Below are 23,097 nucleotides of genomic sequence, written 5' to 3' on the forward strand. Positions count from 1 at the left end.
CGGGTAAGCGCGGACGGGCCACTATGCTCGCCTGCGACATCAGCGCGAGGAGGGCGAGTGGCGACCGAGCTGCTGCGGTTGCGCTGCCGGGGGCACCGCGACATCCGCGCGACGCACGCCAAGACGCTGGAGTTCTCCGCAGACGACGCGATCACCGGTCGGGCCACCTGCGTGATCGGCGTCGACACCGCTGTCGTCGGTGCGCCGCCGGTCGGGCTCGCCGGGTGGTTGCGGATCACGGTCACCGCCGGGGGCGTGTCGGCGACGGTGCGCGCGCTGGCCAACTCCCGGTGGCGGCCCGGCGGTTCGGGCGTGGTCCGGCGCAGCGGCCTGCGGTTGCCGAACACCCTGGCCACCGACGCCGACCTGGCGGCGGCCGACCTGCCGCGCGAGCTGGTGGCGGCTATGGCCGACCCGGACGCGGCGGTCGAGGTGCTGATCACCCGCGACGACCGCGACGAGGACCGACTGATCCGCTACCGAGCAGGCCAGGACCACGACGACCGGCTCGCCGCCGAGTGCGCCGCGGCCGACGTCGTGCTGGCGGAGGACTCGGCGGCCCGCGCGATCGCCACCGCGCACGGCGCGGTCCTGGGGAGCCGAGAGGACCTGACGGGCCGGGTGCTCACGGTGTCCACTGTGGATGGGACGAGCTCGGCGGTACGCGCACTGCTGGCCACTCGGCCCGCGGTCGAGGCCCTAAACCTGCCGTCGGAGCTGGCGGTCGCGGCAGCGGCACCGCACGCCGCGCCCCTCTTGATCGCGACAGGGCTACCGCGCAAGGACGTCCAACGGCTAGCCACCACGCACGCGGCGTCCCGTGTGGTCTTCGACTGCCCGGCAGGAGAACTGCCGCGCAGGCTAAGCGAACTTGCCCGAGCAGTAGGCACCTCCAGCGCAAGCGTGCTGCGCGTCGGGGACGAACGCCCAGTCTGGGGACCACTAACGGACATCGCGGAAACGGTTAGCTCCGGCGACGTACTCTGCGCTCTTGACCCGGTGCAGTCCTCAGCAGACTCTTCGGCACCAGAGGTCGCGCCGTCCGCGCTGCTGTCGGCGCTCCTCGCGCAAGAGGTCTCGGCGACAACTCTCGTGCGAGCGCTCGCGGAACAACCCGGGTGGTCACGCAAGCAGGCGTACGACTTCGTCCTCGGCCTCAGCCGGAAGGGTTGATCACGCCGGTCAGCGCGAGGACGTCGAGCTGGTCCCGCGAGGAGTTCAGCCGCCGCGTCCACGACGTCGCCAGCGCGGCGATCTCGTCGGCGCCGAGGTAGGCCGCCGCGTCCAGCCGCCAGCCCGCCGCGGCCAGCGCGGGTCCAAGGTCCTCGACGGCTGACTCGGGCGTCGGCTCCGGGTGCTCGCCGACCTCGGGGACCGGCGGGCGCCAGGCGTGCAGGTTGAGCGTGATCAGGAAGGCCGCGTCGGGCCCGCAGGCGGCGGCGAGTCCGGCGAGCATCGCCGGGTCCGAGCCGAGCACACCGCGCAACAGGCTGCCCCACGGCATCAGGACGTGCAGCTCGGTGATGCCGGTCAGCCCGGCGGGCAGCTGCTCGGCGGGGGCCCACAGGTAGATCAAGTTGGCCAGGCCGCCCTTCTTGGGGTTGGCCGAGGCCTTGGTCGCGGCCTTGCGCAGGTTGTCCTTGGCCGCGTCGAGCCCGATGACGAGCCGGTCGGGGTGGGCCCGGGCCAGGTGCAGCGGGTGCTTGCCGTCCCCGGTGCCGACGTCGAGGACCGCGCCCGCGTACTGGGCGCGCAGGTCCGCGAACTCGGTGGGGCCGAGGTCGACGACCTGCTTGCCGGTGATGCGCCGCATGCGGGCGAGGGTATCGAGCGCGGGCAGGGCCGAGCCCCGGTGGCCTCGTGGGCCACCGGGGCTCGGGTGACGATCACCGCCACCCGATCACGGGCAGGGGCGCTGGTGCGGATCGAACTCCGCCGTGCACCGGACTACTGGGTCACCAGAACCGCTGCGTCGCCGGACTGCGGCGCCACCGGAATCCGCTGCGGCACCGGAACCACGGCGCGGGTGGGACTACGGCCTGCCGCCGGGAAGCCCCGGCAGGCTCGGGAGTCCGCCAGGCAGGCTGGGGAGGCCACCGGCACCCGGGAGCGACGGCAGGCCCGGGAGGCCCGGCAGCGACGGGAGTCCACCCGGGACGGACGGCAGACCACCGGGCAGGCTCGGCAGACCACCCGGCAGCGAGGGCAGACCGGGGAGGCCACCGGGCAGTGACGGGAGACCACCCGGCAGGCTCGGCAGACCACCCGGCAGGGACGGCAGGCCAGGCAGCGACGGGAGTCCGCCCGGCAGCGACGGGAGTCCACCGGGCAGTGACGGGAGTCCAGGCAGCGACGGCAGACCGGGCAGGCCACCCGGCAGCGACGGCAGACCACCCGGGAGGGACGGCAGACCCGGGAGCCCACCCGGCAGGGACGGCAGACCGGGGAGGCCACCCGGGAGGCCGGGCAGGCCGGGGATCCCGGGGAGGCCCGGCAGGCCGGGCAGACCCGGGAGGCTGGGGAGGAGGCCGAGGCCGTTCAGGATGTTCTGGACGGCCTGGAGCAGGCTCAGGACCAGGACCGGGTCGATCGGCAGCGGGACCGGCAGGATCTTGTCGACCTCGCCCGCCTTGGCCGCGGCGGTGTCGACCAGGTCGGCGTTCCCGGTGGTGCGCACCTTGGCCAGGGCCGGGCGCAGCTTCTCGACGGCCGCGGCGATCGCGTTCTCGTCGTTGCTTGCCGCCGCCGCGTAGAGCTCGGTGTAGGCCGTGTAGAGGTCGGCGGTGTTGCTGGTGGTGGCCGACTCCGGAGCCGAGGGTTCGGGGGAGGTGGCGGACGCCAGGCCGGCACCGGCCAGGGAAAGCACACCCGCGGCCGCGACGGCGGCCGCGGCACGAACGAGGTGACGGTTCATCTGAGGTTTCCTCTCCGAGGTGGATCGACTACCTGCGTCTCAACGGCTACCAGCTCGCACGGACCGTGACCACACGGCGGCGTTCGGTCACCGCGGGCCGCTACCCGCTCCGGAGTCGGGGGCGCCTACCTGCCATGACCCCAACGACTGACGACGAGGCCGGCCGTCGAGAGTGCTCGTCACCGTGCCGGGCACAGGGCCGTCCGGGTGACCCCGGTCGAACAGCGACTCACTCGTTGGGGTCAATATCGGACGCTGAGCGCGAAATACACCCGACGGGAATACGCCGAAAAGACCGGCGGATCATTCGCCTGCCCGAATTGATCACCGCGGATTCCGCGGCCGGTCACCAACTGGAGCGGACCGGCGGTTCCAAGGCGGAGTTGAGGTCCCGGTAAACCGCGACCAGGTCACGCACGCCGGTCACCAACAACGTCTGCAACGCGGGCCCGAGAGGCGCGGCCACGCGCAAGAGCCTGCCGCGGTGCAGGCAGTGGTAGTGCGCTCGGACGATCAACGGAGCGGTGCCGACGCTCAAGTACGTCACCCGGCACAGGTCAACGACGACGAACCGCTTCACCGTCTCCTCGGAGCAGGCGTCCTCGACCTGTTCGCGCCACGGCCGTTCGGTGCTGATGTCGATCCGCCCGGCGGCGCTCACCACGACGGCGGAACGCGTGGTCCGGGTGCTGACCGCAAGAGGCTCGCGCGGGTTCAGCGGGGGCCTCCCTTGCGCACGCGACGGACGAGAACGAACACCGACGCGGCTCCCCCGCTCGAGTCGACGGACTATAACTCGATTGTTACCGCACTCCCGCACACCACGCGAGCGCGTGCGCAAGACCACAGCTCAAACGCGTCTCATTCAGTGAATTGCGCAGCGCTTTCCCGCTACTGGAACAAATCCCGACCAACCGGTCTGCCACTCGGGAACGACACCGGCAGCTCGCGCGAAGACCGCGGCGCACCACCCCACACCGCGAGCACGACCGAACCACAAGGCCGCGCGTGGCGGCGGAACGGGACGCGCGCCAGGTCGGCGACACCGGCGGCGCACTCGCGACAAACGCCGTCCGAGCCGGGCGCCAGCCCCGGTTCACGAACCAGCGAACAAACAACGCACAGCCACCAGGCCCAGTCGGGGCAGGGCCTGCGGCACCCGCTTCACCAGATTGATCAGTCGCCGTGCACCGCTAGGCCGACCACGCTCCTGTACCGCCGTGCGCCTCGGTCGGCCACGCTCCTGTCCAGGCCCCGGACAGCCGCCCTCGACCCATCCGGCGGAGCCACTGTCCGGCCAGTGGCCACACCTCCGGGTGCGCCACAGCGGCCCCCCGGCAACCGGGCGGAGCCGCACCGGCCGGTGACCGCACCGCCAGATCCGCCCCAGAACGAATGGATCAGCGCGATTGGGTCGGCGCCCTGGACCAGGGAACCCGCTGTGGGTTCGCGGGCCACCACCCGCCCAGTGCGGGGGCCGCTCAACCGCCACCCTTGATCCACCAGCGACCACCGTTGTCGCTGCCGGCCGCACCGAGCGCGCCCACAGCGGATCGGAGCGCCCGCACCCAAAGCCTCAGCCGAGCTTGGTGGCAGACCACCGCTCGCTAGTGGGCGGCTCGACCGCCGCCGCTCTCGGTCCACCCGCCGCCGTTGTCGGCGGCCGGTGGTCGCAGTGGGTGCACCCCGCGGCGGATCCGGGTGACCGGCGTCGAGTCGACCGCCGTCCCCTCCTCGGTCTCGGCCGAGGCGGGTGTGCTGGCGGGCGCGACGGCCAGCTTCGCCCACGCGAGGTCCCTCAGTTCCACCGACATACCCGTTCGATCGGCCGAATGGAGCACTGCGTTACCGAGCGCTAGCTAACTTCACTCAATAGGTGTAGTAACCCGCCGTCCGAAGGGGGACAGGTGATCACCAACAGTGCTGGGTTGCGGATTCTTGCCACCAGCCTAGGTTGGCGCCATGCGCAGGGTGGCGGGGCGGGTGTGGTTCGCGGTGACCGCGGTGGCGGTGCTCACCGGGCTGGTTGTGCAGGTCTTCGTCACCGCCGGGGCGACCACCGGCCTCTTCCCGACCACGGCCGGGCGGCTGGTCAACCTGTTCTGCTACTTCACGATCCAGTCCAACGTCATCGTGCTGGTCACCACCGCCCTGCTCGCGGCGAACCCCGCGCGCGGGTCCACCGCCTTCCGGGTGTTCCGGCTGGCGGGCCTGATCGGCATCGCGGTCACCGGGATCGTCTTCCACACCGTCCTCGCCGGCCTCAACGAGCTCGCGGGCGCCGCCAAGCTGGCCGACTTCCTGCTGCACACCGCCTCGCCGCTGCTGACCGTGCTGGGCTGGCTGCTCTTCGGCCCGCGCGGTGGCATCGACTGGCGGGTCATCGGCCTGGCGCTGATCTACCCCGCGCTCTGGCTGGTGTTCACCCTGGTCCGCGGCCCCATCGTGGACTACTACCCGTACCCGTTCATCGACGTCGACGCCCTCGGCTACCCGCGGGTGCTGCTCAACTGCCTCGTCGTGGCCCTGCTGTTTTTCGCGCTCGCCGCGGGCGCCAGGGCCCTCGACCGGGTACTGACCCGCCGGGTCGTCGTCAGCTAGTCGTCGGCTGGCCGAGCTCGGGCGGGAAACCACCCGTGGCGATCGGACCCCACCGGTCGATGGTCACCCGGATGAGGCACTTGCCCTGCCGGACCATGGCCGCGCGGTACTCGTCCCAGTCCGGGTGCTCGCCGGAGATCACCCGGAAGTACTCGACCAGCGGCTCGACCGCGGCAGGCAGTTCGAGCACCTCAGCAGTGCCCTCCACCTGCACGTACGGCCCGTTCCAGTCCTCGGAGAGCACACAGGCCGCGACCGCCGGGGTGCGCCGGGCGTTGCGCGACTTGGCCCGCTGCGGGTAGCTGGCGATGACCAGCCTGCCCTCGACGTCCACGCCGTAGGTGACCGGGGAGACCTGAGGCCCGCCATCCGATCGGGTGGTGATCAGCACGCACCGGGTGCGGGCGCGCAGGAACTCCAGCAGCTCGGCGCGCTCGGGCGTGCGCGCGGTGGCGGTGCGCGGCACTACTTGGCCATCAGCTTCGCCAGGCGCTGCGGGGTCGGCCAGCGCACCTCGCTCACCCAGCCGAACTTCTCGAAGATCCAGATCAGCCGAGCGGAGATGTCCAGCTGACCGCGCTGCACGCCGTGCCGGGCCGAGGTCGGGTCGGCGTGGTGCAGGTTGTGCCAGGCCTCGCCCATCGACAGGATCGCCAGCGGCCAGAAGTTGGTGGCCTTGTCCCGGGAGCGGAACGGGCGCTCGCCGACGATGTGGCAGATCGAGTTCACCGACCAGGTGACGTGGTGCAGGAACGACACCCGGACCAGACCGGCCCAGAAGAACGCGGTGACCGCGCCCCACCAGGACCAGGTGATCAGCCCGCCGAGCAGGGCCGGGGCCAGCAGGGTGATCGCGGTCCACAGGCCGAACTGCTTGTCCACCCGGCGGATGTCGGAGTCGGCGAGCATGTCCGGGGCGAACCGCTCGGCGTTGGTGAGCTGCCGGTCGAACACCCAGCCCATGTGCGCGTGCCAGAAACCGCGGACCAGGGCCACCGGCGAGGTGCCGAACGCCCACGGCGAGTGCGGGTCGCCGTCGCGGTCGGCGAAGGCGTGGTGGCGGCGGTGGTCGGCGACCCAGTGCAGGATCGGGCCCTGCAGGGCCATGCTGCCCACGATCGCCAGCCCGACGCGCACCGCGCGCTTGGCCTTGAACGCGCCGTGGGTGAAGTAGCGGTGAAAGCCGACGGTGACGCCGAGGCAGGTGAAGGTGTAGAAGAACGCGGCCAGTGCCACGTCCACCCAGCCCAGCCCCCAGCCCCAGGCGAACGGGACGGCGGCGATGAGCGCGGCGAACGGGATGAGGATGAACAGGTAGGTCGCGAAGTGCGGCAGGGTGGCGCGCGGGGCGCCGAACATCGGTTTCGGTCCTGCCTCGTCCACCGGCGATCCGCTGCCCTCGACGGTCGCGGTCATGGTTCCTCCAGCCTTGGCGGCGGCGCCCGCACCGGCACCGTCTCGGCGGTAAGCAAACCAGGCGCGCGAAGCCGACACCAAACATCTGTCGGGGGCTCGCGTGTCCGGTATGTGAAGACCTGCCCACCGCGCGCCCGGCTGAGGCGCACATCACAGCGGGACGGCCGCGGGTCCCCTGCACCCGCGGCCGTCCCGCCTCCCGGTCAAGCCAACGAGGCGATCGCGGTTTGGATGCTCTGGTAGTAGGTGGCGACCTCGGTGTAGATGCCCGGGTAGTTCGGCCGCGCGCAGCCGATGCCCCAGCTGACGATGCCGACCTGCTTGATCGCCCCGGTGCCGTCCAGTCCCAGCATCGGGCCGCCGGAGTCGCCCTGGCAGGTGTCGATGCCGCCCTGGCCGACCACACCGGCGCAGAGCATCGCGCCCGCGATGAACGGGTAGCCGCCCGCGGTGTAGCGGGCCGCGCAGGTCGCGTCGTCGACGTAGGGCACCTGGGAGTGCAGCAGGTAGCGCTGCTGCGGGCCGCCCTCCTTGGCCGCGCCCCAGCCCATGATCAGGAACGGTCCGCTGGTGACCGCGGCCGGTTGCAGCCGCACCAGCGGGAACGACACCGGGCGGGCGAGCTTGATCAGCGCCCAGTCGAAGCCGCGGGTGGAGCTGGTGTACTGCGCGGGCCGGTGGATGTAGGTCGAGCCCACCACCGTGGCCGACGGGTCGGCCAGGTCGACCACGCCGAAGGTCGCGGTGACCCGGGTGTCCGGGCCGGTCCCGCTGACGCAGTGCGCGGCGGTGAGCACGATGTTCGGGGTGACGAGCGAGCCGCCGCAGCCCATCGAGAGTCTGGCCAGCCACGGGTATGCGCCCTTGGGCGCCTGCACGCCGCCGACGACGCGGCCCGGGTCGTCGGCGTGCGCGGGGGTGAGCGCGGTGGTGAGGCTGGTGGCGACCAGGGCTAGGGCGAGAACAGCAGCACGGGCGAACTTGGGCATGCGGTCTCCCGGACAGTCACGGTGTGCGACCGGCTGGTAGCACAACCGGATCGTGCCCGGGGCGGCCGACGACGGCGCGGCGTGCCACCGCTGTGAGGGAACGGATAACCCCGTTCGTGGCTCAGGGCAGGTCGAAGTACGCGATCGCGCGTTCTTCCAGGCTGCCCAGGTACACCCGTCCGTGGTGCTCGCGCACGCCGGTGACCATGTGGAAGTCCGGCGCGGTGCCGTGGAGGTCGTGCACCACCGCACCGGTCGCGCTGTCGATCGCGCGCGCCCACACCACCCGCTTCTCCTTGGGCTGCAAGGGTTCCGGCACCCGCCACAGCAGCTTCCGGAGCACCGGCGGGGTGCGCAGCAGCAGATCGATCACCGGGTCGCGCGGGCTGGCCATCGCGATCCAGATCAGGCCGTCGGACCCGGTGGAGATGTTGTCCGGGAAGGCGGGCAGGTTGTCCACGAGCACATCGGACTGGCCCTGGCGCTCGCCGGTCAGCCAGACGCGGCGCAGCCGGTACTCCCACATGTCCGCCACGACGACCGCCGAGGCGTCCGGGGTGAGCGCGACGCCGTTGGCGAACTGCAGGTCGCGCAGCAGCGTGTGGACGGTGCCGTCGGGGTCCCGGCGCAGCAGCCTGCCGGTGCCGGTGTGCTCGAGCAGGTCGGCCTTCCAGAACTCCAGGTCGAAGCGGTCGCTGGAGTTGGAGAAGTAGACGGTGCCGTCGTCGGCGACCGCGGCGTTGTTGCAGACCCGCAGGTCCGGGCCCGCGGGCACGAGCACCTCGATGGCACCGTCGGCGCGGTCGACCAGCAGCAGGCCGCGGTCGGCGTCGCAGACCAGCAACCTGCCGTCGGGGTGGTGCTCGAGGCCGAGCGGTCGACCGCCGGTGTCGGCGATGGTGTCCAGGCGGCGGCCGTCGGCGGTCAGCCGGAGGATCCGACCGTCGTCGACGCCGGTGTAGATGTGGCCGTTGGCGTCGACGAGCACGTCCTCGGCGCCCTTGCCGTTGACCGCCCGCACGGTGAGCTCGGGGAGGGTGTTCCCCGCGGGCTTGCGGCCGGGGCGGGGCGCGCGCCAGACGACCGGCTCGATCTTCGGACGGGCCATGGCGCGACACCCCTCAGCGGTAGGTCAGCAGGTCCCGGTTCGGGCCCTCGAAGTGGCCGTGCTCGTTGAACGATACGAGCGTCGCACCGGATCGGCCGGTCACGACCTTGGTGATGGCGGCGTTGACCACCACCCGGTTGAGTGCCACCACGGCCGCGCCCGGCAGTCCGAGCAGCCGCGAGCACAACGCCGCGATGACACCGCCGGAGGTGAACACGACCGCGGTGCCCTCGGTCTCCGCCAGCGCCGCCCACGCGCCCGCCTCGAAGTCCGCGAACGAACCCGCCGCCGGGCCGCCGTTGACCCAACTGTGCAGCGCGGCGTCGAGGACGGCCTGGAACTCGCGCGGGGACGCGGGCCCGGTCGTCCGCGCGGCGGCCAGGTGGTGTTGGACGAGTCCTAAGTGGTCGTACTCGTTCCACCGCGGGTCGGTCTGGCACGGGAGGTCGACCCCAGCTGCCTCAAGCGCGATCCGCGCCGTATCCCTTTGTCTGGCAAGGGTTCCGGACCACGCCTGCGCCGGGTCCACCCCGCGCGAACGCAACTCCTCCCCCAGCACCTCGGCCTGGCGGTGACCGGTGGGCGAGAGCACGTCGTAGTCGGCGGCGCCGAAGGAGGCTTGGCCGTGGCGGATCAGGTAGACCACGCTCACCGGCCAGCCACCTCCCGGCAGCGCCACTCCAGGTAGCCGACGAACGCCCAGAAGTCCTTGAACGCCGCGTTGTGCGTCTGGCCGTGGTGGTAGCGGTAGTAGATCTGCTGCATGATCACCGCCAGCCGGAAGAGCCCGAACACCTCGTAGAACGCCCAGTTGTCGACCCGCAGGCCGGTCCGCTCGCGGTAGTGCTCGACCAGCTCGGCGCGGGTGAGCATGCCCGGCACGTGCGTCGGCTGCCTGCGGGCGCGCTGGAAGACCTCGTCGTCGTCGGCCTGGATCCAGTACGCGGCCGCGCCGCCGAGGTCCATCAGCGGGTCGCCGAGGGTGGCCATCTCCCAGTCGAGCACCCCGACCACGGCCAGCTCGTCGTCGAGGACGACGTTGTCGAACCGCCAGTCGTTGTGGATCACCACGGTGGCCACGTCGGCGGGCGCCCGCTCGACCAGCCAGGCGATCACGGCGGCGAAGTCGGGCACGTTGTCGGTGCGGGCGGCGGCGAACCGGCCGGACCAGCCGCGCACCTGCCTGCCCACGTAGCCCGCGCCCTTGCCCAGGTCGGCCAGCCCGGCCGCGACCGGGTCGACCCGGTGCAGGTCGACCAGCCGGTCGACCAGGGTGGTGGACAACGCCCGCGCCCGCGGCGGGCTCAGCTCGAACCCGGCGGGCAGGTCGCCGCGCAGGATCGTGCCGGGAACGCGCTCCATGACGTAGAAGTCGCTGCCCAGGACCGTGTGGTCGTCGCACAGACCCAGCACCGTCGGCACGTACGGGTACACCGGCTTGAGCTGCCGCTGCACCTTGAACTCACGGCGCATGTCGTGCGCCGAGGCGGCTTTGTGGCCGACCGGCGGACGACGCAAGATCAGCTCACGGTCCGGGTAGGACAGCAGGTAGGTCAGGTTCGAGGCACCACCGGGGAACTGGCGGACAGACGGCTCGCCGGTTACACCATCCACAGTGGACTTGACCCACACATCTACCGCAGTGGTGTCGAAGCTGTCCTCGGCGCGCACCGCGCGCGGCTCATCCCGGGGCGCGGTCATGACATCCTGGCCACAAGACCCAGCGGCAGGTTCCGCAGGGCGAACCCGATCACCGCCCACGGCCACGCGGGCACCGCGGCCGATCCGGGCTCGCGCTCGATCGCCTTCACCATCGACCGCACCCCCGGCACGGTGTCGACCAGCAGCGGCGTCCGCTTGACCTTGTCGTTCATCTCCGAGCGGATGTAGCCGGGGTAGATGGTGGTCACCTTGATCGGCGTCCGCAGCGTGTCCGCGCGGATGCCCTCGGCCAACGCGGCGACACCGGCTTTCGACGCCGCGTAGGTGGTCAGGTTCCTCGGGAGACCGCGCATGGCGCTCATCGAGGAGATCACCACCAGGTGCCCGGAGTCCTGATCGCGGAACGCTTCCACCGCCGCCTCGCACTGGGCGAGCGCGGCGATGAAGTTGGTCTCCGCGGTCTGCTTGTTGGCGTGGAAGTAGCCGGTGCCGATCGGCTGCCCCTTGCCGAGACCGGCGTTGACGATCACCCGGTCCAGGGTGCCCAGCTCGGCGCGGAACTCTTTGAACACGGCGAAGACGGCGTCGTGGTCGTTGACGTCCAGGGCTTTCACCGACACCGTGATGTCCGGGTGCGCGACGGTCAGCTCGGCGCGCAACTCCGCGAGCCGGTCGACGCGACGAGCGGCCAGCGCCAGGTTCCGACCCTTGGCCGCGAACTGCCGGGCCATCTCCTCGCCGAGACCGGAGCTGGCACCGGTGATCAGGATGTTCTCGCGCGTCACGACCCGCCCTCCTCGACACTGTCCCGGTCAGCACTGTCCTGCTGCTCGATGGCGGGCCGGAGCCGGTCCCAGAACTGGGCCACCTGGGCGCCGAACGCATCCGGGTCGAGCCGCTTGAGCCGTGCGGACTCACGGCCCTCTGGGTGGGTGAGGACCATGAACTGCTTGTCCGCCACCGCTTCGACCACCTGCCGCGCGACGTCGGCGGCGCTGATCCCCGACGACGCCATCAGCTTCTCGCTGACCGCGCCGACTGCCGGGTCCACCGTGCGCGACCGGTCGCCGAGGTTGGTCTGGAAGTAGCCCGGGCAGACCACGGTGGTGGTGATCCCGTCGGGCGCGAGCTCGTGGCGCAGCGTCTCGGACAGCGCGAGCACGGCGCCCTTGGTGACGTTGTAGGAGGCCATGCCCGGCAGGTTCATGATCGCCGCGAGCGAGGCGACGTTGACCAGGTGCCCGGAGTGCTGGGCCTTGAACAGCGGCACGAAGGTGTGGCAGCCGCGCACCACGCCCTTGACGTTGATCTCCCAGATCCAGTCCCAGTCGGCCATCGGGATCCGCTCGATCCGACCACCCGCGCCGACGCCCGCGTTGTTGACCAGGATGTCCAGCCCACCCCAGTGCTCCTCGCACCACGCCCGCGCCCGCTGCCACGAACTGTCATCGGTGACATCGAGGTGCAGGAACTCCGCGTTCAGCTCAGCAGCCACCCGCGCGCCGGTGGTCGCGTCGACGTCGGTGACCAGGACCTGGTGGTCGGCCGAGTACGCGGCGGCGATCGCCCGGCCGAGGCCCGAGCCCGCGCCGGTGACCAAGACCCGGCTCACGGCAGGTACTTCTTCAGCTCGATCCGGGACACCACACCCTGGTGGACCTCGTCGGGCCCGTCGGCCAGCCGCAGCGAGCGGGCACCCGCGTAGGCCGCGGCCAGCGGGAAGTCGTCGGTCATGCCCGCGCCGCCGTGCAGCTGGATGGCCATGTCGATCACCCCGAGGGCTGTGTTCGGCACCGCGACCTTGATCTGCGAGACCTCGGACAGGGCGCCCTTGAGCCCGTGCGTGTCCAGCTTCCAGGCGGTGCTGAGCACGAGCAGCCGGGCCTGCTCGATGGCGATCCGCGCGTTGGCGATCCGCTCCCGGTTCCCACCGAGGTCGGCCAGCGGCCTGCCGAACGCGACCCGCTCGGTGGCCCGGCGGCAGGCGAGCTCGAGGGCCTTCTCGGCCAGGCCGATCAACCGCATGCAGTGGTGGATCCGCCCCGGCCCGAGGCGGCCCTGGGCGATCTCGAACCCGCGACCGGGACCGGCGATGACGGCGTCGAGCGGCAGCCGGACGTCGGTGAAGCTGACCTCACCGTGACCGAAGGGCTCGTCGTGGCGACCGAACACGGGCAGCAGCCGCTCGACCTTGACGCCCGGGGTGTCCAGCGGGACCAGCACCATGGAGTGCCGGGCGTACTTGTGCGCGCCGGGGTCGGTCAGGCCCATGAAGATGGCGACCCGGCAGTTCGGGTGACCGATGCCGGTGGAGAACCACTTGGTGCCGTTGAGGACGACCTCGTCGCCCTCGACCAGCGCGGTCGCGGCCATGTTGGTGGCGTCGGAGGAGGCGACATCAGGCTCGGTCATGCAGAACGCCGACCGGATCTCCCCTTCGAGCAGCGGGGTGAGCCAGCGCTGCTTCTGGGCGTCACTCCCGTAGAGGTGCAACACCTCCATGTTGCCGGTGTCGGGCGCGTTGCAGTTGAAGACCTCCGGCGCGATCACCGACCGCCCCATCACCTCGGCCAGCGGCGCGTACTCCACGGTGGACAGTCCGGAGACACTGGGCAGGAAGAGGTTCCAGAGGCCCCGGGCCCGCGCCTTGGCCTTGAGCTCCTCGATGACCGGCAACACCACCCACGGGTTGTCGAGGGCGGCCAGCTCCCGGTGGTACCCGGGCTCGACGGGCTCGATCTCGGTGCGGACGAACTCACCGACCCGCTCGACGTAGTCGGCGGCCTGCTCGGAGTGCGCGAAGTCCACGGGACCCTCCGTTGCTGTTGAGCACTGGCCCCATAAGTTACCCCGGAGTAGCCGCGGGTGGCGAACGGGCGGGGCCAGTGGCTCGCGCCCGTATGGGTTGTGGTCCCCGTGTTTCCTGTGCTTCCTGCGTTTCCCTGACCCTGTGTTTCCCCTGAATCCCCTACGCCGATTGTGACTACGGGCGGGAGGTGGTTGTCAAGGCGGGAGAGATGCCTTGACAACCACCTCCCGCCCGTGTTTTGGCTGCGTATGGGATGCAGGGGGCGGAGTGGTCTGGGGGTGGGGTTCGGGGGCCGGGGCCGAAGTGGCCTGGGGGTGGGGGTCGGGGGCCGGGGCCGGTGCCGGAGGGCGGACTGACGGTGCGGCGGAGTTGGCGGAGCGGTATTCCCGGGATAGGGGTCCGTCGCGCTGGTCGTCGCCCGCGACCACGTCTGGAACAGCGGGCAGACCCGTTGTGCCGCAAGGCAATCGGCCCGCCCATGTCGACATGGGCGGGCCGAGAGACTGTGGGAAACCTTGCTCAGCCGACGTTGAGCAGCTTGTTCGCCGTGCCTGCGCTCGGGTTCTTGATCTTGCCCGAGCCTGCCGCCGACACCAGGCCTGCCGCGACCTCCGACGGGGAGGCGCTCGGGTGGGCCGAGAGGTACAGGGCCGCCGCGCCGGTCACGTGGGGGGTGGCCATTGAGGTGCCGCTGATCGTGTTCGTCTTGTCCGTGCCGCCGATCCACGACGACGTGATGTCCACGCCCGGTGCGTAGAGGTCGACGACCGAGCCGTAGCTGGAGAAGTTCGCCTGGTTGTCCGCGTCGTCCGAGGCCGCGACGGTGATCGCCTCGGTTACCCGGGCCGGGGAGTAGCCGCCGGCGTTGTCGCCGGAGTTGCCTGCCGCTACCGCGAAGGTCACGCCGGACTCGATGGCGCCGCGGACGGCCTGGTCGAGGGCGTCGTCGGCGCCGCCGCCCAGGCTCATGTTGGCCACCGACGGGCCGCTGTGGTTCTCCGCGACCCACTCGATGCCCGCGACCACGCCGTCGGTGGAGCCGCTGCCGTTGTCGTCGAGGACGCGGACCGGGACGATCTTGACGCCCTTGGCCACGCCGTACTCCGTGCCGCCGATGGTGCCCGCGACGTGTGTGCCGTGCCCGTTCCCGTCCTCCGGGTCGTCATCGTTGTCCACCGCGTCGAACCCGCCCGAGGCGCGGCCGCCGAAGGTCGAGTGCGCGGTGTTGACGCCGGTGTCGACCACGTACGCGGTCACGTCGGACGCCTCGGTCGGGTAGGTGTAGCTGTCGTCGAGCGGTAGGTCGTCCTGGTCGATCCGGTCGATGCCCCACGACGGCGGGTTCGGTTGCGTGCCGGTCGCGCGGAAGCGCTGGTTGGCCTGCACGTAGGCAACGGATCCATCGGCCGCGAGCGCGCGCGCCTCGTCGGCGGACATGGTCGCGGCGAAGCCGTTGAGGGCGGTGTCGTAGGTGCGCTTGACCTCGGCGCCGTAGCGGGTGGCGAGGCCGGTGGCCTGGCTGGTGACGTCGGCGGTGCGCGCCGTGTCCTTGAGCACGACGATGTAGCTGTCCGCGATCGCGTTCGGCGAGTCCGCCAGCCGGACCTGCCCCTGCGCCGCCTGGGCGGGCACGACGGCCACGGCGGTGGCGGCGGCGACAACCCCGGCGATCCCGATCCCCATTGCGAGTCGGCCCCGACGGCCTTCGCGACTCGTGTTCATGCAAAAACCTTTCCCTAGCCCCGACTTGCACTTGTCGGCACCGAATCCGTGCCGTTGTGTGATTGATATGCAACGCGGAGCCACCGCGCCTATCAACAGTTGCCACTTGCCACTACTACGCCGATCGGGGCAACCATTCCCGCCCAGCCGGCCCAGTACGATAACGGCGTTTCACGCCCGCGACAAACCAGATAACCGCAGCTCAGGGGCACTAGAGCTGACGCCTTCCACGCGGAGGCTGCACTGTGGAAAACAAAGCACAATTTCGATGGCCAAACAAAATCGCACCATGCTTATCGAGCTTATTTCCCGACACAGGATGGTTGCGTCGCGCGCCGAGTGCGTGCTATTAGCCGAGTTCCAACAACCGCTTGCGCATCAGCTTCCCGGTCGCGTTGCGCGGCAGTTCGGGCAGAAACACGACATCGCGCGGCACCTTGAACCGGGCCAGATTGGTCTTGACGTGCGCGCGTAGTTCGTCCTCGGCCACAGCCGTACCCGCTTCGAGCACCACGTACGCCTTGAGCCGTTGCCCGAACTCCGGGTCGGCCACGCCGAGCACCGCCGCCTCGACCACGCCCGGGTACGCCACCAGCAGGTTCTCGATCTCGGCCGGGAACACGTTCTCGCCGCCGGAGACGATCATGTCGTCGTCCCGGCCGTCGATGAACAGCCTGCCCTCGGCGTCGAGGTGGCCGATGTCGCCGGTGGACAGCAGGCCGTCGATGACCTCCTTGTGCCGCCCGTCGGTGTAGCCGCCGAACGCCAGTCCACTGCCCGCGAAGACCCGCCCGGTGACGCCCGAACCGGTCACCGGCCTGCCCGCCTCGTCGTAGAGCGCCACCTTGCACCCCACCGGCGGCTTGCCCACCGTCCCCGGCGCCGCGCGCCAGTCCGCGGGGGTGGCGACGGTGGCGACCGAGACCTCGGTCGAGCCGTACAGGTTGTGGATCACTTCGCCGAACACCCGGCTCGCCCGGTTCCCCAGTTCGGGTGACAGCGCGGACCCGGCGGTGAACACGACCCGCAGCGACGAGGTGTCGTACCGGCCGATGACCTCGGGACCGAGGTCGAGGACGCGCTGCAGCATGGTCGGCACCAGAACCAGCGCGGTGACCCGGTTGTCCTGGATCGCCGCCAGCGTGGCCTCCGGGTCGAACCGGCGGCGCAGCACGACCGTCGAGCCGAGCGCGAAGGAGATGATGAACTGCGAGAACCCGGTCGCGTGGAACAGCGGCGCGGCCAGCATCGTGGCCTCGCCGGAGCGCAGCGGTATGCGGTCGAGGAACTGCGCGGCGGCCAGCGGCGAGCGCACCTGCCGGGGCGCGCCCTTGGGGGTGCCGGTCGTGCCGCTGGTCAGCAGCACCATCCCGCCCGGCTCCGCGGGCATCGGCAGCGGCCGATCATCACCGTTGGCGATCAGCTCTTCCAGCGTGGTCACACCTTCAGGTACGTCGTCCACCCAAGCGAGGAAGCTCGGCAGACCCGGCGGCAACGCCTGCACCAACGGGGTGAATTCCTGGTCGTAGACGAACACCGTCACGCCCTCGCGCTCGGCCACGTCGACTAGCTGCGGCTGGGCGAACCCGGTGTTCATCAGCAACAGCCGCGCGCCCAGCTTGCTGGCGGCCAGCATCGTCTCCACGGCCCCGCGGTGATCACGGGCGAGCAGCGCCACCACCGACGCCGCGGTGACCCCGCGCGCGGCGAACGCCCTGGCCAGCGCGTTGGAGCGGCGGTCGAGCTGGCGGAAGGTGAGCGGCCCCTGTTCGTCCACCAGGCCGATGGCCCGGTGGTCCCGGGTGGCGGCGACCCGCGCGGCACCGGCGATCGGACCGAGCCTGCGGACCGCGATCATCGAACGCAGCACGTGGTCCGGCCTGCCCAGCGGCACCAGACCGGCCCGCCGCAGGACGTCCACGCTGCGCAACGCGGTCGGCACCTTGCCTGCGAGATCGCGCACTCGCGTCAGGTACTCGCTCACCAGGGCCTCCCGGGGTGTTACCAACCGGTAACACCTTCCCGTAGAACCTACTGGCGAGTCAACTGCCATCCCCTGTCAGGGTGTTGCCGCAGAATGCGGAGCATGCGGGTCGTCGCGGTGCCAGGGACCGAGGGGGCCGGGCGCGTCGCGCTGCCCGGCGAGCGGCCCGTCGACGTGCCCGACCTGGCGGGCTGGATGGCCGACCTGGAGAAGCGCGAGTCTCCGCGCTGGGTGGTGCCCGCGCTGGACGAGGCGTACCCGGCGCTGCTGCGGGCAGGCGTGCGGCTGGGCCGCTGCCACGACCTCGCGCTGGCCGAGGGCATCCTGCTCGCCTTCGAGGAGCGTCCCGGCCGCCCGCGCAACCTCGCCGCCGCCTGGGCCCGGCCACGTGGGCTGCCCGAGCCCGAAGACCCCCGACCGCTGACGCGCGGCGAACAGCCCGCCCTGTTCGAGGCCGACCGCGGCACCACACCGATCGGCGCCGATCCGGCCGCCGCAGCCGTCGCCGTGCTCGAGGACCAGGAGCGCAGGCTCGCCGCGACCGCCCACCCCGATCGGCTGCGCCTGCTGGTCGCCGCCGAGTCCGCCGGCGGGCTGGCGGCCGCCGAGATGACCCACTTCGGCCTGCCCTGGCGCGTGGACGTCCACTTGGGACTGTTGACCGACCTGCTCGGGCCGCGCCCCGCGCCGGGCGCGCGCCCGGCCAAGCTCGCCGTGCTGGCCGAGCGGATCAGCGCGGCCTTCGCGGGCAGGCCGATCAACCCCGACCACCCGCCGAGCATCGTCAAGGCGTTCGCCCGCGAAGGCGTCGAGGTGTCCTCGGCGCGCGCGTGGGTGCTCAAGGAGGTCGACCACCCGGCCGTCGAACCGCTGCTGGAGTACAAGGAACTGGCCCGGATCTACGTCGCACACGGCTGGACGTGGATCGACCAGTGGATCGACGGCGGCCGCTTCCGACCCGACTACGTCGTCGGCGGTGTCGTCTCCGGCCGCTGGGCCACCCGCGGCGGCGCCGCGCTGCAGCTGCCGCGCACGCTGCGCACCGCCGTGCGGGCCGACCCGGGGTGGTCGCTGGTCGTGGCCGACGCCTCGCAGCTGGAGCCGCGGGTGCTCGGCGCGCTCTCCGGCGACCAGCGGTTCGCCGAGGTCTCGGCCACCGACGACCTGTACACCAGCCTGGCCGCCGACGCCTTCGACGGCGACCGCGGCCGGGCGAAGATCGCCATGCTCTCGGCGATGTACGGCGGCACCAGCGGCGAGGCCGGACCGCTGCTCGCCGTGCTGCGCAAGCGCTTCCCGGTCGCGGTGGAGTACGTGGAACAGGCCGCGCGGGCGGGCGAGGACGGGCGGATCGTGCGGTCGCGGCTGGGCCGCACCAGCCCACCGCCGAGCGACGCCTGGCGGGAGCGCACCGCGACCACCGGCGACGAGACCACCGACAGAGCGGGCAGGCAGGCGGCCCGGGAGTGGGGCCGGTTCACCCGCAACTTCGTGGTCCAGGCCAGCGCGGCCGACTGGGCGTTGACCATGCTGGCCACCCTCCGCCGCCGCCTGCGCGCGGTGGCACCGGAGGCGCAGATCGTGTTCTTCCAACACGACGAGGTCTTGGTGCACTGCCCGCTAGAGCTCTCGGACGTGGTCACCGCGGAGATCAGCTCGGCGGCGCTGGAGGCGAGCGACCTGGTGTTCCCGGAGACTCCGGTGCGCTTCCCCCTGCTGGCCATCGCCGTCGACTGCTACGCCGACGCGAAGTAGCCCGCGCTCCGAGGTGGGGTGGTTGCTCGATCAGGTGGATCAGCTTTGTCTGGGGCCCCTAAGAGAAGAGGCGCCGTGGGTAGAGCGGGTGGGAAAGGGATACCCGCCGCCGAACCAGGCTAGCGCCTCTTCTCTCCCCAGACAAAGCTGATCCACCTGATCGAGCACTTGGCGGGGAATGCTTGCGCTGCTAGGGGATTCGGCAGTGCGAGAGCCTTGTCAGCAGTGTGAGTGCTTTGTCCGCAGCGCGAGAGCTTGCCAGTCGGGCGATCCGGAAATGGTCTCGGCAAACTCTGTCTGTCGCTAGGCGGATGCGGTGTGGCGCAGCGACGCCGGGGTGAGGTCGGCGGGGGTGCGGTGCCCGGAGAGGCCTAGGGTTAGGTCGAAGTCCGCCAACAGGCCGCGGACCGCGTGCCGCACACCGTCTTCGCCTGCCAGTGCGAGACCGTAGATGTACGGCCGTCCCAAGAGGACTGCTCGGGCACCCAGCGCGAGCGCCTTGAGGATGTCGGCGCCGGTGCGGATGCCGGAATCGAACAGGACTTCCAGCCGATCACCGACGGCGGCGACGATCTCCGGTAGCGCGTCCAGCGACGCGATCGCGCCGTCGACCTGCCTGCCGCCGTGGTTGGACACCACGATCCCGTCCATGCCCGCGTCGGCGGCGCGGCGGGCGTCGTCGGGGTGCTGGATTCCCTTGAGCACGATCGGGCCGTCCCAGTGCTCGCGCAGGAACGGCAGCTGGTCCCAGCGCTTGTCGGTGCCGGTGAACAGCGACACCCAGCGCAGCACGGCCATCGCCTGGTCCTCCTGCGGCGACTTCGCCAGCCCGGCGAGGAAAGCCGGGTCGGTGAACGCGTTGGCCACGCCGGTGGCCCGCAGGAATGGCAGGTAGGACTGGTCGAGGTCGCGCGGGCGCCACGCGAGGGTCCAGGTGTCGACCGTGACCACGAGGGTGGTGTAGCCGGCGGCCTTCGCGCGCTGGAGCAGGCTGGCGCAGACCTCGGGCTCGTTGGGCCAGTACAGCTGGAACCAGCGCGGACCCGCGACCTCGGCGACCTCCTCGAGGGAGTACGAGGAGGCGGTCGACAGGATGATCGGCACGTCGAGCGCGGCGGCGGCGCGGGCGGTGGCCAGCTCGCCGTCGGGGTGCACGATCGACTGGACGCCGACCGGGGCGAGCAGGACCGGCGCGGGCACGGGAGTGCCGAGGACCGTCGTCGACAGGTCGCGGCTGGTGGCGCCGGTCAGCATCCGGGGGACGATCTTCCACCGGCCGAACGCCGACCGGTTCGCGCGCACGGTGTCACCCGACCCGGCACCGCCCGCGACGTAGCCGAACGGTCCGGGGGCCATCCGCTCCTCGGCCACCGCCTCCAGCCGGGTGGCGTCCGTGGTAAACGGCGGCACCTGGTCGGCGAGCCCGTGCAGGTAGATCTCGTTCTGGTACTGGGCGGGCTGACCGGCCATGAGCGTCCCTCACCGTGCGGCAGTGTGCGAGCGCGCAGAGTGTGGCACCGGGGTGGCGGCCACGCCAGCCCCCACGGCAACCGGGGCTTTGTGATCAACAGCCCGGGGTCGGGTCGATGGCGGCCGGTCGTGGGCGCGGCAAGATCGCTCCCCGCCGGTGAGGTCAATCCGAGCGGCTGGTCTTCGCCGAGGAGTTCAAGGAGCGCCCTCCGGCTGCCACGCGACCTCGCGGGCAGCGCGCAGGCCGGACCCCAGCGGCTCAGCCCTGGGGGCCGAAGCCCTGCGGCGCCTGCGGGTATCCAGGCTGCTGGTGGCCCTGCGGCTGGGGGTAGCCCGGCGCCGGGTACTGCGGCGCACCGGCCTGCGGAAAACCCTGCGCCGGGGCACTCGGCTGGGGGTAGCCCGGCTGCGGGAAGCCCTGCGCGGGCGACTGTGGGTAACCCGGCTGGGCGAACCCCTGCGGCGGCGACTGGGGCGCGCCCTGCGGGTAGCCCTGCGGCGTCACCGGCTGGGCGTAGCCCGGCTGCTGCGGGTAGCCCGGCTGAGGGAAACCGCCCGCGGGCGACGGCGGGGCGTAGCCGGCCTGACCCGGCGCGAACTGACCACCCTGCGGCGCGTAACCAGGCTGCTGACCGGGCGCGGACTGGCCGTCCTGCGGGGCGTAGGAGTAACCGGGCGGCGGCGGGAGCTGGGGCTGCGGCTTGGGCTTCTCGAACGCGTAGATCAACGCGTAGATCAGCACGCCGAGACCGCCGAGGCCCAGGCCAACCATCGGCTGGTAGTCCGACGCCCAGGCGAGCAGGCGGTACTCGAACCCGATGAAGTGCAGTGCCGCGGACCCGAATCCGAGCACCATCAGCAAACCGCTCAAACCACGCACAGCAGTCCCCTAGCGAGAAGTTCGGCCAACCACCCCGAACCGACGCACCCCGTAGTCGTTCGGTTCCCCCGTTGGGGTGATGAAGGGCAAACTCTAACGGCCGTGCACCCGCATTCGCCAGAGGCCGAACCAGCCGACCACCGAGGCGGCCGCCGCCAGCACCAGCACCGGGGTGAGCAACTGCATGCCGAGGCTGCCCACGGCCAGCGCGATAGTCCAGATACCCAGCAGGAACAGGCCCAATACGAGCAGCCCGGCCCCCGCGCAGAACAGCGGCGCGCGGCGTAGCAACTCCTTGGGTTCCAGCCGGTTCACCCGGGGGATGGCCAGGTACGCCAGGCCACCCATGCCGACCACGGTGAGTAGCAAGGCGAGCGCGAACCACACCAACAGCGGACTCGGTTCGGGCATTCCGGCGATCAGCAGGACAAATCCCCCAATCGCCAACCAACCAGAACAACGACGCAAAATCAGCCACAGCGAAATGCGCTCCGCCCGGCCGAACGCCGGCCCCCGCGCCACTCCCTCGGAACCGCGCTCGGCGGAGCCACGCGCGGCAGGGCGCTTGACGGATCTGCGCGGAGCGGCGTCCGGTCGCGCCGGAGCCGACCCGGCCATGACCGAACCGCGTTCGGCGACCTCCTGGACAGCCGCGCCCTCGCCATGACCGTGCCCGGCGGAACCGGCGGCCTGGTCGGCCTCGCGCGCGGCCCGCTTGGCCTTCCCCTTGCCCTTGGTGTGCGCCTTGGTCGAGTGCGACTTGACCTTGACCGGCACGGCGTTGCCCGGGATGTCTTTACCTGGGATGTCGCTGCTCGGGATGTCGTTACCCCGGATGTCACTGCTCGGGATGTCGCTGCCTGGGATATCGCTGCCTGGGATGTCGCTGCCTGACATGCCACTGCCCGGCTCGTCGTCGACCACGATCGGGATCGGCCTGGTGTCCCCCTTGCGGCTGCCCGCCGGGAAGCCGTCCACGGTCCCCTTGGACCGCTTGACCTTGCGCCGGGGCCGTTCGAGCGGGGGCACGGCGTCCTCGTCGAACCCACCGACCTCGACGACCTCGGGCACGGGGATGACCTCGGGCACGGGCTGCGCCACCGGCTGGTCGCCGTAGATCCGCTGCCGCCACTCGGCCTCGACCGTCCACGGCGGAGCCGCCGTCGCCGTATCTTCCTCGGGCATCGTGGACACCTCCGCCACATCGGCGACGTCAGCCCCGGCCGTCCACGCAGGTCCGCCCGCAACGGGTGACGCCACGGACACCTCCTGCTCAGCCGACCGAACCGACCCCGACTCGGCGGACACCGGACGCTCCACCGGTGGCCACGACTCAGACCGCGACCCGCCGTCGGCTTGCGGCACCCCAGCACCAGCGGTCGGCCCACCGGACCGCCAAGCCCCCGCCGACCCACCACTCCCGTCGGCGTGCGGCACTCCAGCACCACCGGTCGGCCCGCCAGACCGCCACGCCCCCGCCCGACCCGCCGCAGACCCACCAGTCCCCTCGGCGTGCGGCACTCCAGCACCACCAGTCGGCCCGCCGGACCTCAGGGCCTCCGCCCGGCCAGCCTCGAACCCGCCACGCCCGTCGGCGCGCGGCGCCCCAGCACCACCAGTCGGCCCACCGGACCCCCACGCCCCCGCCCGGCCAGCCGCGGACCCACCAGTCCCCTCGGCGTGCGGCACTCCAGCACCACCAGTCGGCCCGCCGGACCTCAGGGCCTCCGCCCGGCCAGCCTCGAACCCGCCACGCCCGTCGGCGCGCGGCGCCCCAGCACCACCAG

21 protein-coding genes are annotated in these 23,097 nt (G+C 71.6%); 3 read left to right on the plus strand and 18 right to left on the minus strand.

Going from position 1 to position 23,097, the window contains the following annotated elements:
* Positions 1–57: 57 nt before the first annotated feature.
* Positions 58–1,173 (plus strand): DUF371 domain-containing protein, encoded by a 1,116-nt coding sequence (locus QSK30_RS07060; protein ID WP_285500569.1) that lies wholly within the window; start codon positions 58–60, stop codon positions 1,171–1,173.
* On the opposite strand, the gene kamB is transcribed toward QSK30_RS07060, so the two are convergent.
* From kamB to QSK30_RS07080, 4 genes are all read right to left on the minus strand, one after another.
* Entirely contained in the window at positions 1,157–1,813 is a 657-nt protein-coding gene (gene kamB / locus QSK30_RS07065) for a 16S rRNA (adenine(1408)-N(1))-methyltransferase KamB (protein ID WP_285500571.1), read from the minus strand. The two genes, QSK30_RS07060 and kamB, sit on opposite strands and share 17 nt — an antisense overlap.
* 219 nt (positions 1,814–2,032) lie before the next feature.
* Positions 2,033–2,914 carry a hypothetical protein gene (locus QSK30_RS07070; protein ID WP_285500572.1) on the minus strand — a complete coding sequence of 294 codons (882 nt, stop codon included), beginning with the start codon at positions 2,912–2,914 and terminating at the stop codon, positions 2,033–2,035.
* Positions 2,915–3,260: 346 nt separating this feature from the next.
* On the minus strand, positions 3,261–3,761 hold the full coding sequence (locus QSK30_RS36790) for an STAS domain-containing protein (RefSeq protein ID WP_352231551.1): 501 nt from the start codon (positions 3,759–3,761) through the stop codon (positions 3,261–3,263).
* Positions 3,762–4,521: 760 nt separating this feature from the next.
* Complete coding sequence (locus QSK30_RS07080) at positions 4,522–4,722, minus strand: hypothetical protein (protein WP_285500574.1); 201 nt, start codon at positions 4,720–4,722, stop codon at positions 4,522–4,524.
* A 154-nt stretch (positions 4,723–4,876) separates the two neighbouring features.
* Between QSK30_RS07080 and QSK30_RS07085 the strand changes: the two genes are divergently transcribed.
* Complete coding sequence (locus QSK30_RS07085; protein ID WP_285500576.1) at positions 4,877–5,515, plus strand: Pr6Pr family membrane protein; 639 nt, start codon at positions 4,877–4,879, stop codon at positions 5,513–5,515.
* On the opposite strand, the gene QSK30_RS07090 is transcribed toward QSK30_RS07085, so the two are convergent.
* From QSK30_RS07090 to QSK30_RS07140, 11 genes are all read right to left on the minus strand, one after another.
* The gene (locus tag QSK30_RS07090) at positions 5,508–5,981 is read right to left on the minus strand and encodes a PPOX class F420-dependent oxidoreductase (RefSeq protein WP_285500578.1); all 474 of its coding nucleotides are present in this window, start codon (positions 5,979–5,981) and stop codon (positions 5,508–5,510) included. The two genes, QSK30_RS07085 and QSK30_RS07090, sit on opposite strands and share 8 nt — an antisense overlap.
* Positions 5,981–6,931 (minus strand): acyl-CoA desaturase, encoded by a 951-nt coding sequence (locus QSK30_RS07095; RefSeq protein ID WP_285500580.1) that lies wholly within the window; start codon positions 6,929–6,931, stop codon positions 5,981–5,983. Before QSK30_RS07095 ends, QSK30_RS07090 begins: the two co-directional genes overlap by 1 nt.
* Positions 6,932–7,134: 203 nt before the next feature.
* Positions 7,135–7,920 carry a S1 family peptidase gene (locus QSK30_RS07100; protein ID WP_285500582.1) on the minus strand — a complete coding sequence of 262 codons (786 nt, stop codon included), beginning with the start codon at positions 7,918–7,920 and terminating at the stop codon, positions 7,135–7,137.
* 121 nt (positions 7,921–8,041) lie between these two features.
* Positions 8,042–9,028 carry an SMP-30/gluconolactonase/LRE family protein gene (locus tag QSK30_RS07105; protein ID WP_285500583.1) on the minus strand — a complete coding sequence of 329 codons (987 nt, stop codon included), beginning with the start codon at positions 9,026–9,028 and terminating at the stop codon, positions 8,042–8,044.
* 13 nt (positions 9,029–9,041) lie between these two features.
* Positions 9,042–9,680, minus strand: coding sequence for a histidine phosphatase family protein (locus QSK30_RS07110; protein ID WP_285500584.1), 639 nt, complete (start codon positions 9,678–9,680; stop codon positions 9,042–9,044).
* On the minus strand, positions 9,677–10,729 hold the full coding sequence (locus QSK30_RS07115) for a phosphotransferase family protein (protein WP_285500585.1): 1,053 nt from the start codon (positions 10,727–10,729) through the stop codon (positions 9,677–9,679). The genes QSK30_RS07110 and QSK30_RS07115 overlap by 4 nt, the downstream gene beginning before the upstream one ends.
* Positions 10,726–11,475: an SDR family oxidoreductase gene (locus QSK30_RS07120; RefSeq protein ID WP_285500586.1), complete on the minus strand. Its 750-nt coding sequence runs from the start codon at positions 11,473–11,475 to the stop codon at positions 10,726–10,728. Before QSK30_RS07120 ends, QSK30_RS07115 begins: the two co-directional genes overlap by 4 nt.
* The gene (locus QSK30_RS07125) at positions 11,472–12,302 is read right to left on the minus strand and encodes an SDR family NAD(P)-dependent oxidoreductase (protein WP_285500587.1); all 831 of its coding nucleotides are present in this window, start codon (positions 12,300–12,302) and stop codon (positions 11,472–11,474) included. The genes QSK30_RS07120 and QSK30_RS07125 overlap by 4 nt, the downstream gene beginning before the upstream one ends.
* Entirely contained in the window at positions 12,299–13,498 is a 1,200-nt protein-coding gene (locus QSK30_RS07130) for an acyl-CoA dehydrogenase family protein (protein WP_285500588.1), read from the minus strand. The genes QSK30_RS07125 and QSK30_RS07130 overlap by 4 nt, the downstream gene beginning before the upstream one ends.
* 520 nt (positions 13,499–14,018) lie before the next feature.
* Positions 14,019–15,221 (minus strand): S8 family peptidase, encoded by a 1,203-nt coding sequence (locus QSK30_RS07135; RefSeq protein WP_285500589.1) that lies wholly within the window; start codon positions 15,219–15,221, stop codon positions 14,019–14,021.
* A 349-nt stretch (positions 15,222–15,570) separates the two neighbouring features.
* Complete coding sequence (locus tag QSK30_RS07140; RefSeq protein WP_285500590.1) at positions 15,571–17,205, minus strand: acyl-CoA synthetase; 1,635 nt, start codon at positions 17,203–17,205, stop codon at positions 15,571–15,573.
* A 102-nt stretch (positions 17,206–17,307) separates the two neighbouring features.
* On the opposite strand from QSK30_RS07140, the gene QSK30_RS07145 reads away from it, so the two are divergent.
* Positions 17,308–18,960, plus strand: a complete 1,653-nt coding sequence (locus QSK30_RS07145) for a bifunctional 3'-5' exonuclease/DNA polymerase (RefSeq protein ID WP_285500592.1) — start codon at positions 17,308–17,310, stop codon at positions 18,958–18,960.
* A 303-nt stretch (positions 18,961–19,263) separates the two neighbouring features.
* Here QSK30_RS07145 and QSK30_RS07150 read toward each other — a convergent pair whose 3' ends face one another.
* The 3 genes from QSK30_RS07150 to QSK30_RS07160 all read right to left on the minus strand — a co-directional run bounded on the left by QSK30_RS07150 (position 19,264) and on the right by QSK30_RS07160 (position 22,570).
* The gene (locus QSK30_RS07150; RefSeq protein WP_285500595.1) at positions 19,264–20,430 is read right to left on the minus strand and encodes a lactate 2-monooxygenase; all 1,167 of its coding nucleotides are present in this window, start codon (positions 20,428–20,430) and stop codon (positions 19,264–19,266) included.
* A 259-nt stretch (positions 20,431–20,689) separates the two neighbouring features.
* Positions 20,690–21,301: a hypothetical protein gene (locus tag QSK30_RS07155; RefSeq protein WP_285500597.1), complete on the minus strand. Its 612-nt coding sequence runs from the start codon at positions 21,299–21,301 to the stop codon at positions 20,690–20,692.
* Positions 21,302–21,403: 102 nt separating this feature from the next.
* The gene (locus QSK30_RS07160; protein ID WP_285500598.1) at positions 21,404–22,570 is read right to left on the minus strand and encodes a hypothetical protein; all 1,167 of its coding nucleotides are present in this window, start codon (positions 22,568–22,570) and stop codon (positions 21,404–21,406) included.
* Between the last annotated feature and the right edge of the window lie 527 nt (positions 22,571–23,097).

This window comes from Actinokineospora sp. NBRC 105648 (genome assembly GCF_030269645.1).
GTDB lineage: Bacteria > Actinomycetota > Actinomycetes > Mycobacteriales > Pseudonocardiaceae > Actinokineospora.

What these genes read in the sequence shown, in the direction of transcription:
- kamB (WP_285500571.1), bottom strand. Translation starts at nt 1,813, where the DNA reads ATGCGGCGCATCACCGGCAAGCAGGTCGTCGACCTCGGCCCCACCGAG.
- QSK30_RS07070 (WP_285500572.1), bottom strand. Translation starts at nt 2,914, where the DNA reads ATGAACCGTCACCTCGTTCGTGCCGCGGCCGCCGTCGCGGCCGCGGGT.
- QSK30_RS07085 (WP_285500576.1), top strand. Translation starts at nt 4,877, where the DNA reads ATGCGCAGGGTGGCGGGGCGGGTGTGGTTCGCGGTGACCGCGGTGGCG.
- QSK30_RS07095 (WP_285500580.1), bottom strand. Translation starts at nt 6,931, where the DNA reads ATGACCGCGACCGTCGAGGGCAGCGGATCGCCGGTGGACGAGGCAGGA.
- QSK30_RS07100 (WP_285500582.1), bottom strand. Translation starts at nt 7,920, where the DNA reads ATGCCCAAGTTCGCCCGTGCTGCTGTTCTCGCCCTAGCCCTGGTCGCC.
- QSK30_RS07105 (WP_285500583.1), bottom strand. Translation starts at nt 9,028, where the DNA reads ATGGCCCGTCCGAAGATCGAGCCGGTCGTCTGGCGCGCGCCCCGCCCC.
- QSK30_RS07115 (WP_285500585.1), bottom strand. Translation starts at nt 10,729, where the DNA reads ATGACCGCGCCCCGGGATGAGCCGCGCGCGGTGCGCGCCGAGGACAGC.
- QSK30_RS07135 (WP_285500589.1), bottom strand. Translation starts at nt 15,221, where the DNA reads ATGAACACGAGTCGCGAAGGCCGTCGGGGCCGACTCGCAATGGGGATC.
- QSK30_RS07145 (WP_285500592.1), top strand. Translation starts at nt 17,308, where the DNA reads ATGCGGGTCGTCGCGGTGCCAGGGACCGAGGGGGCCGGGCGCGTCGCG.
- QSK30_RS07150 (WP_285500595.1), bottom strand. Translation starts at nt 20,430, where the DNA reads ATGGCCGGTCAGCCCGCCCAGTACCAGAACGAGATCTACCTGCACGGG.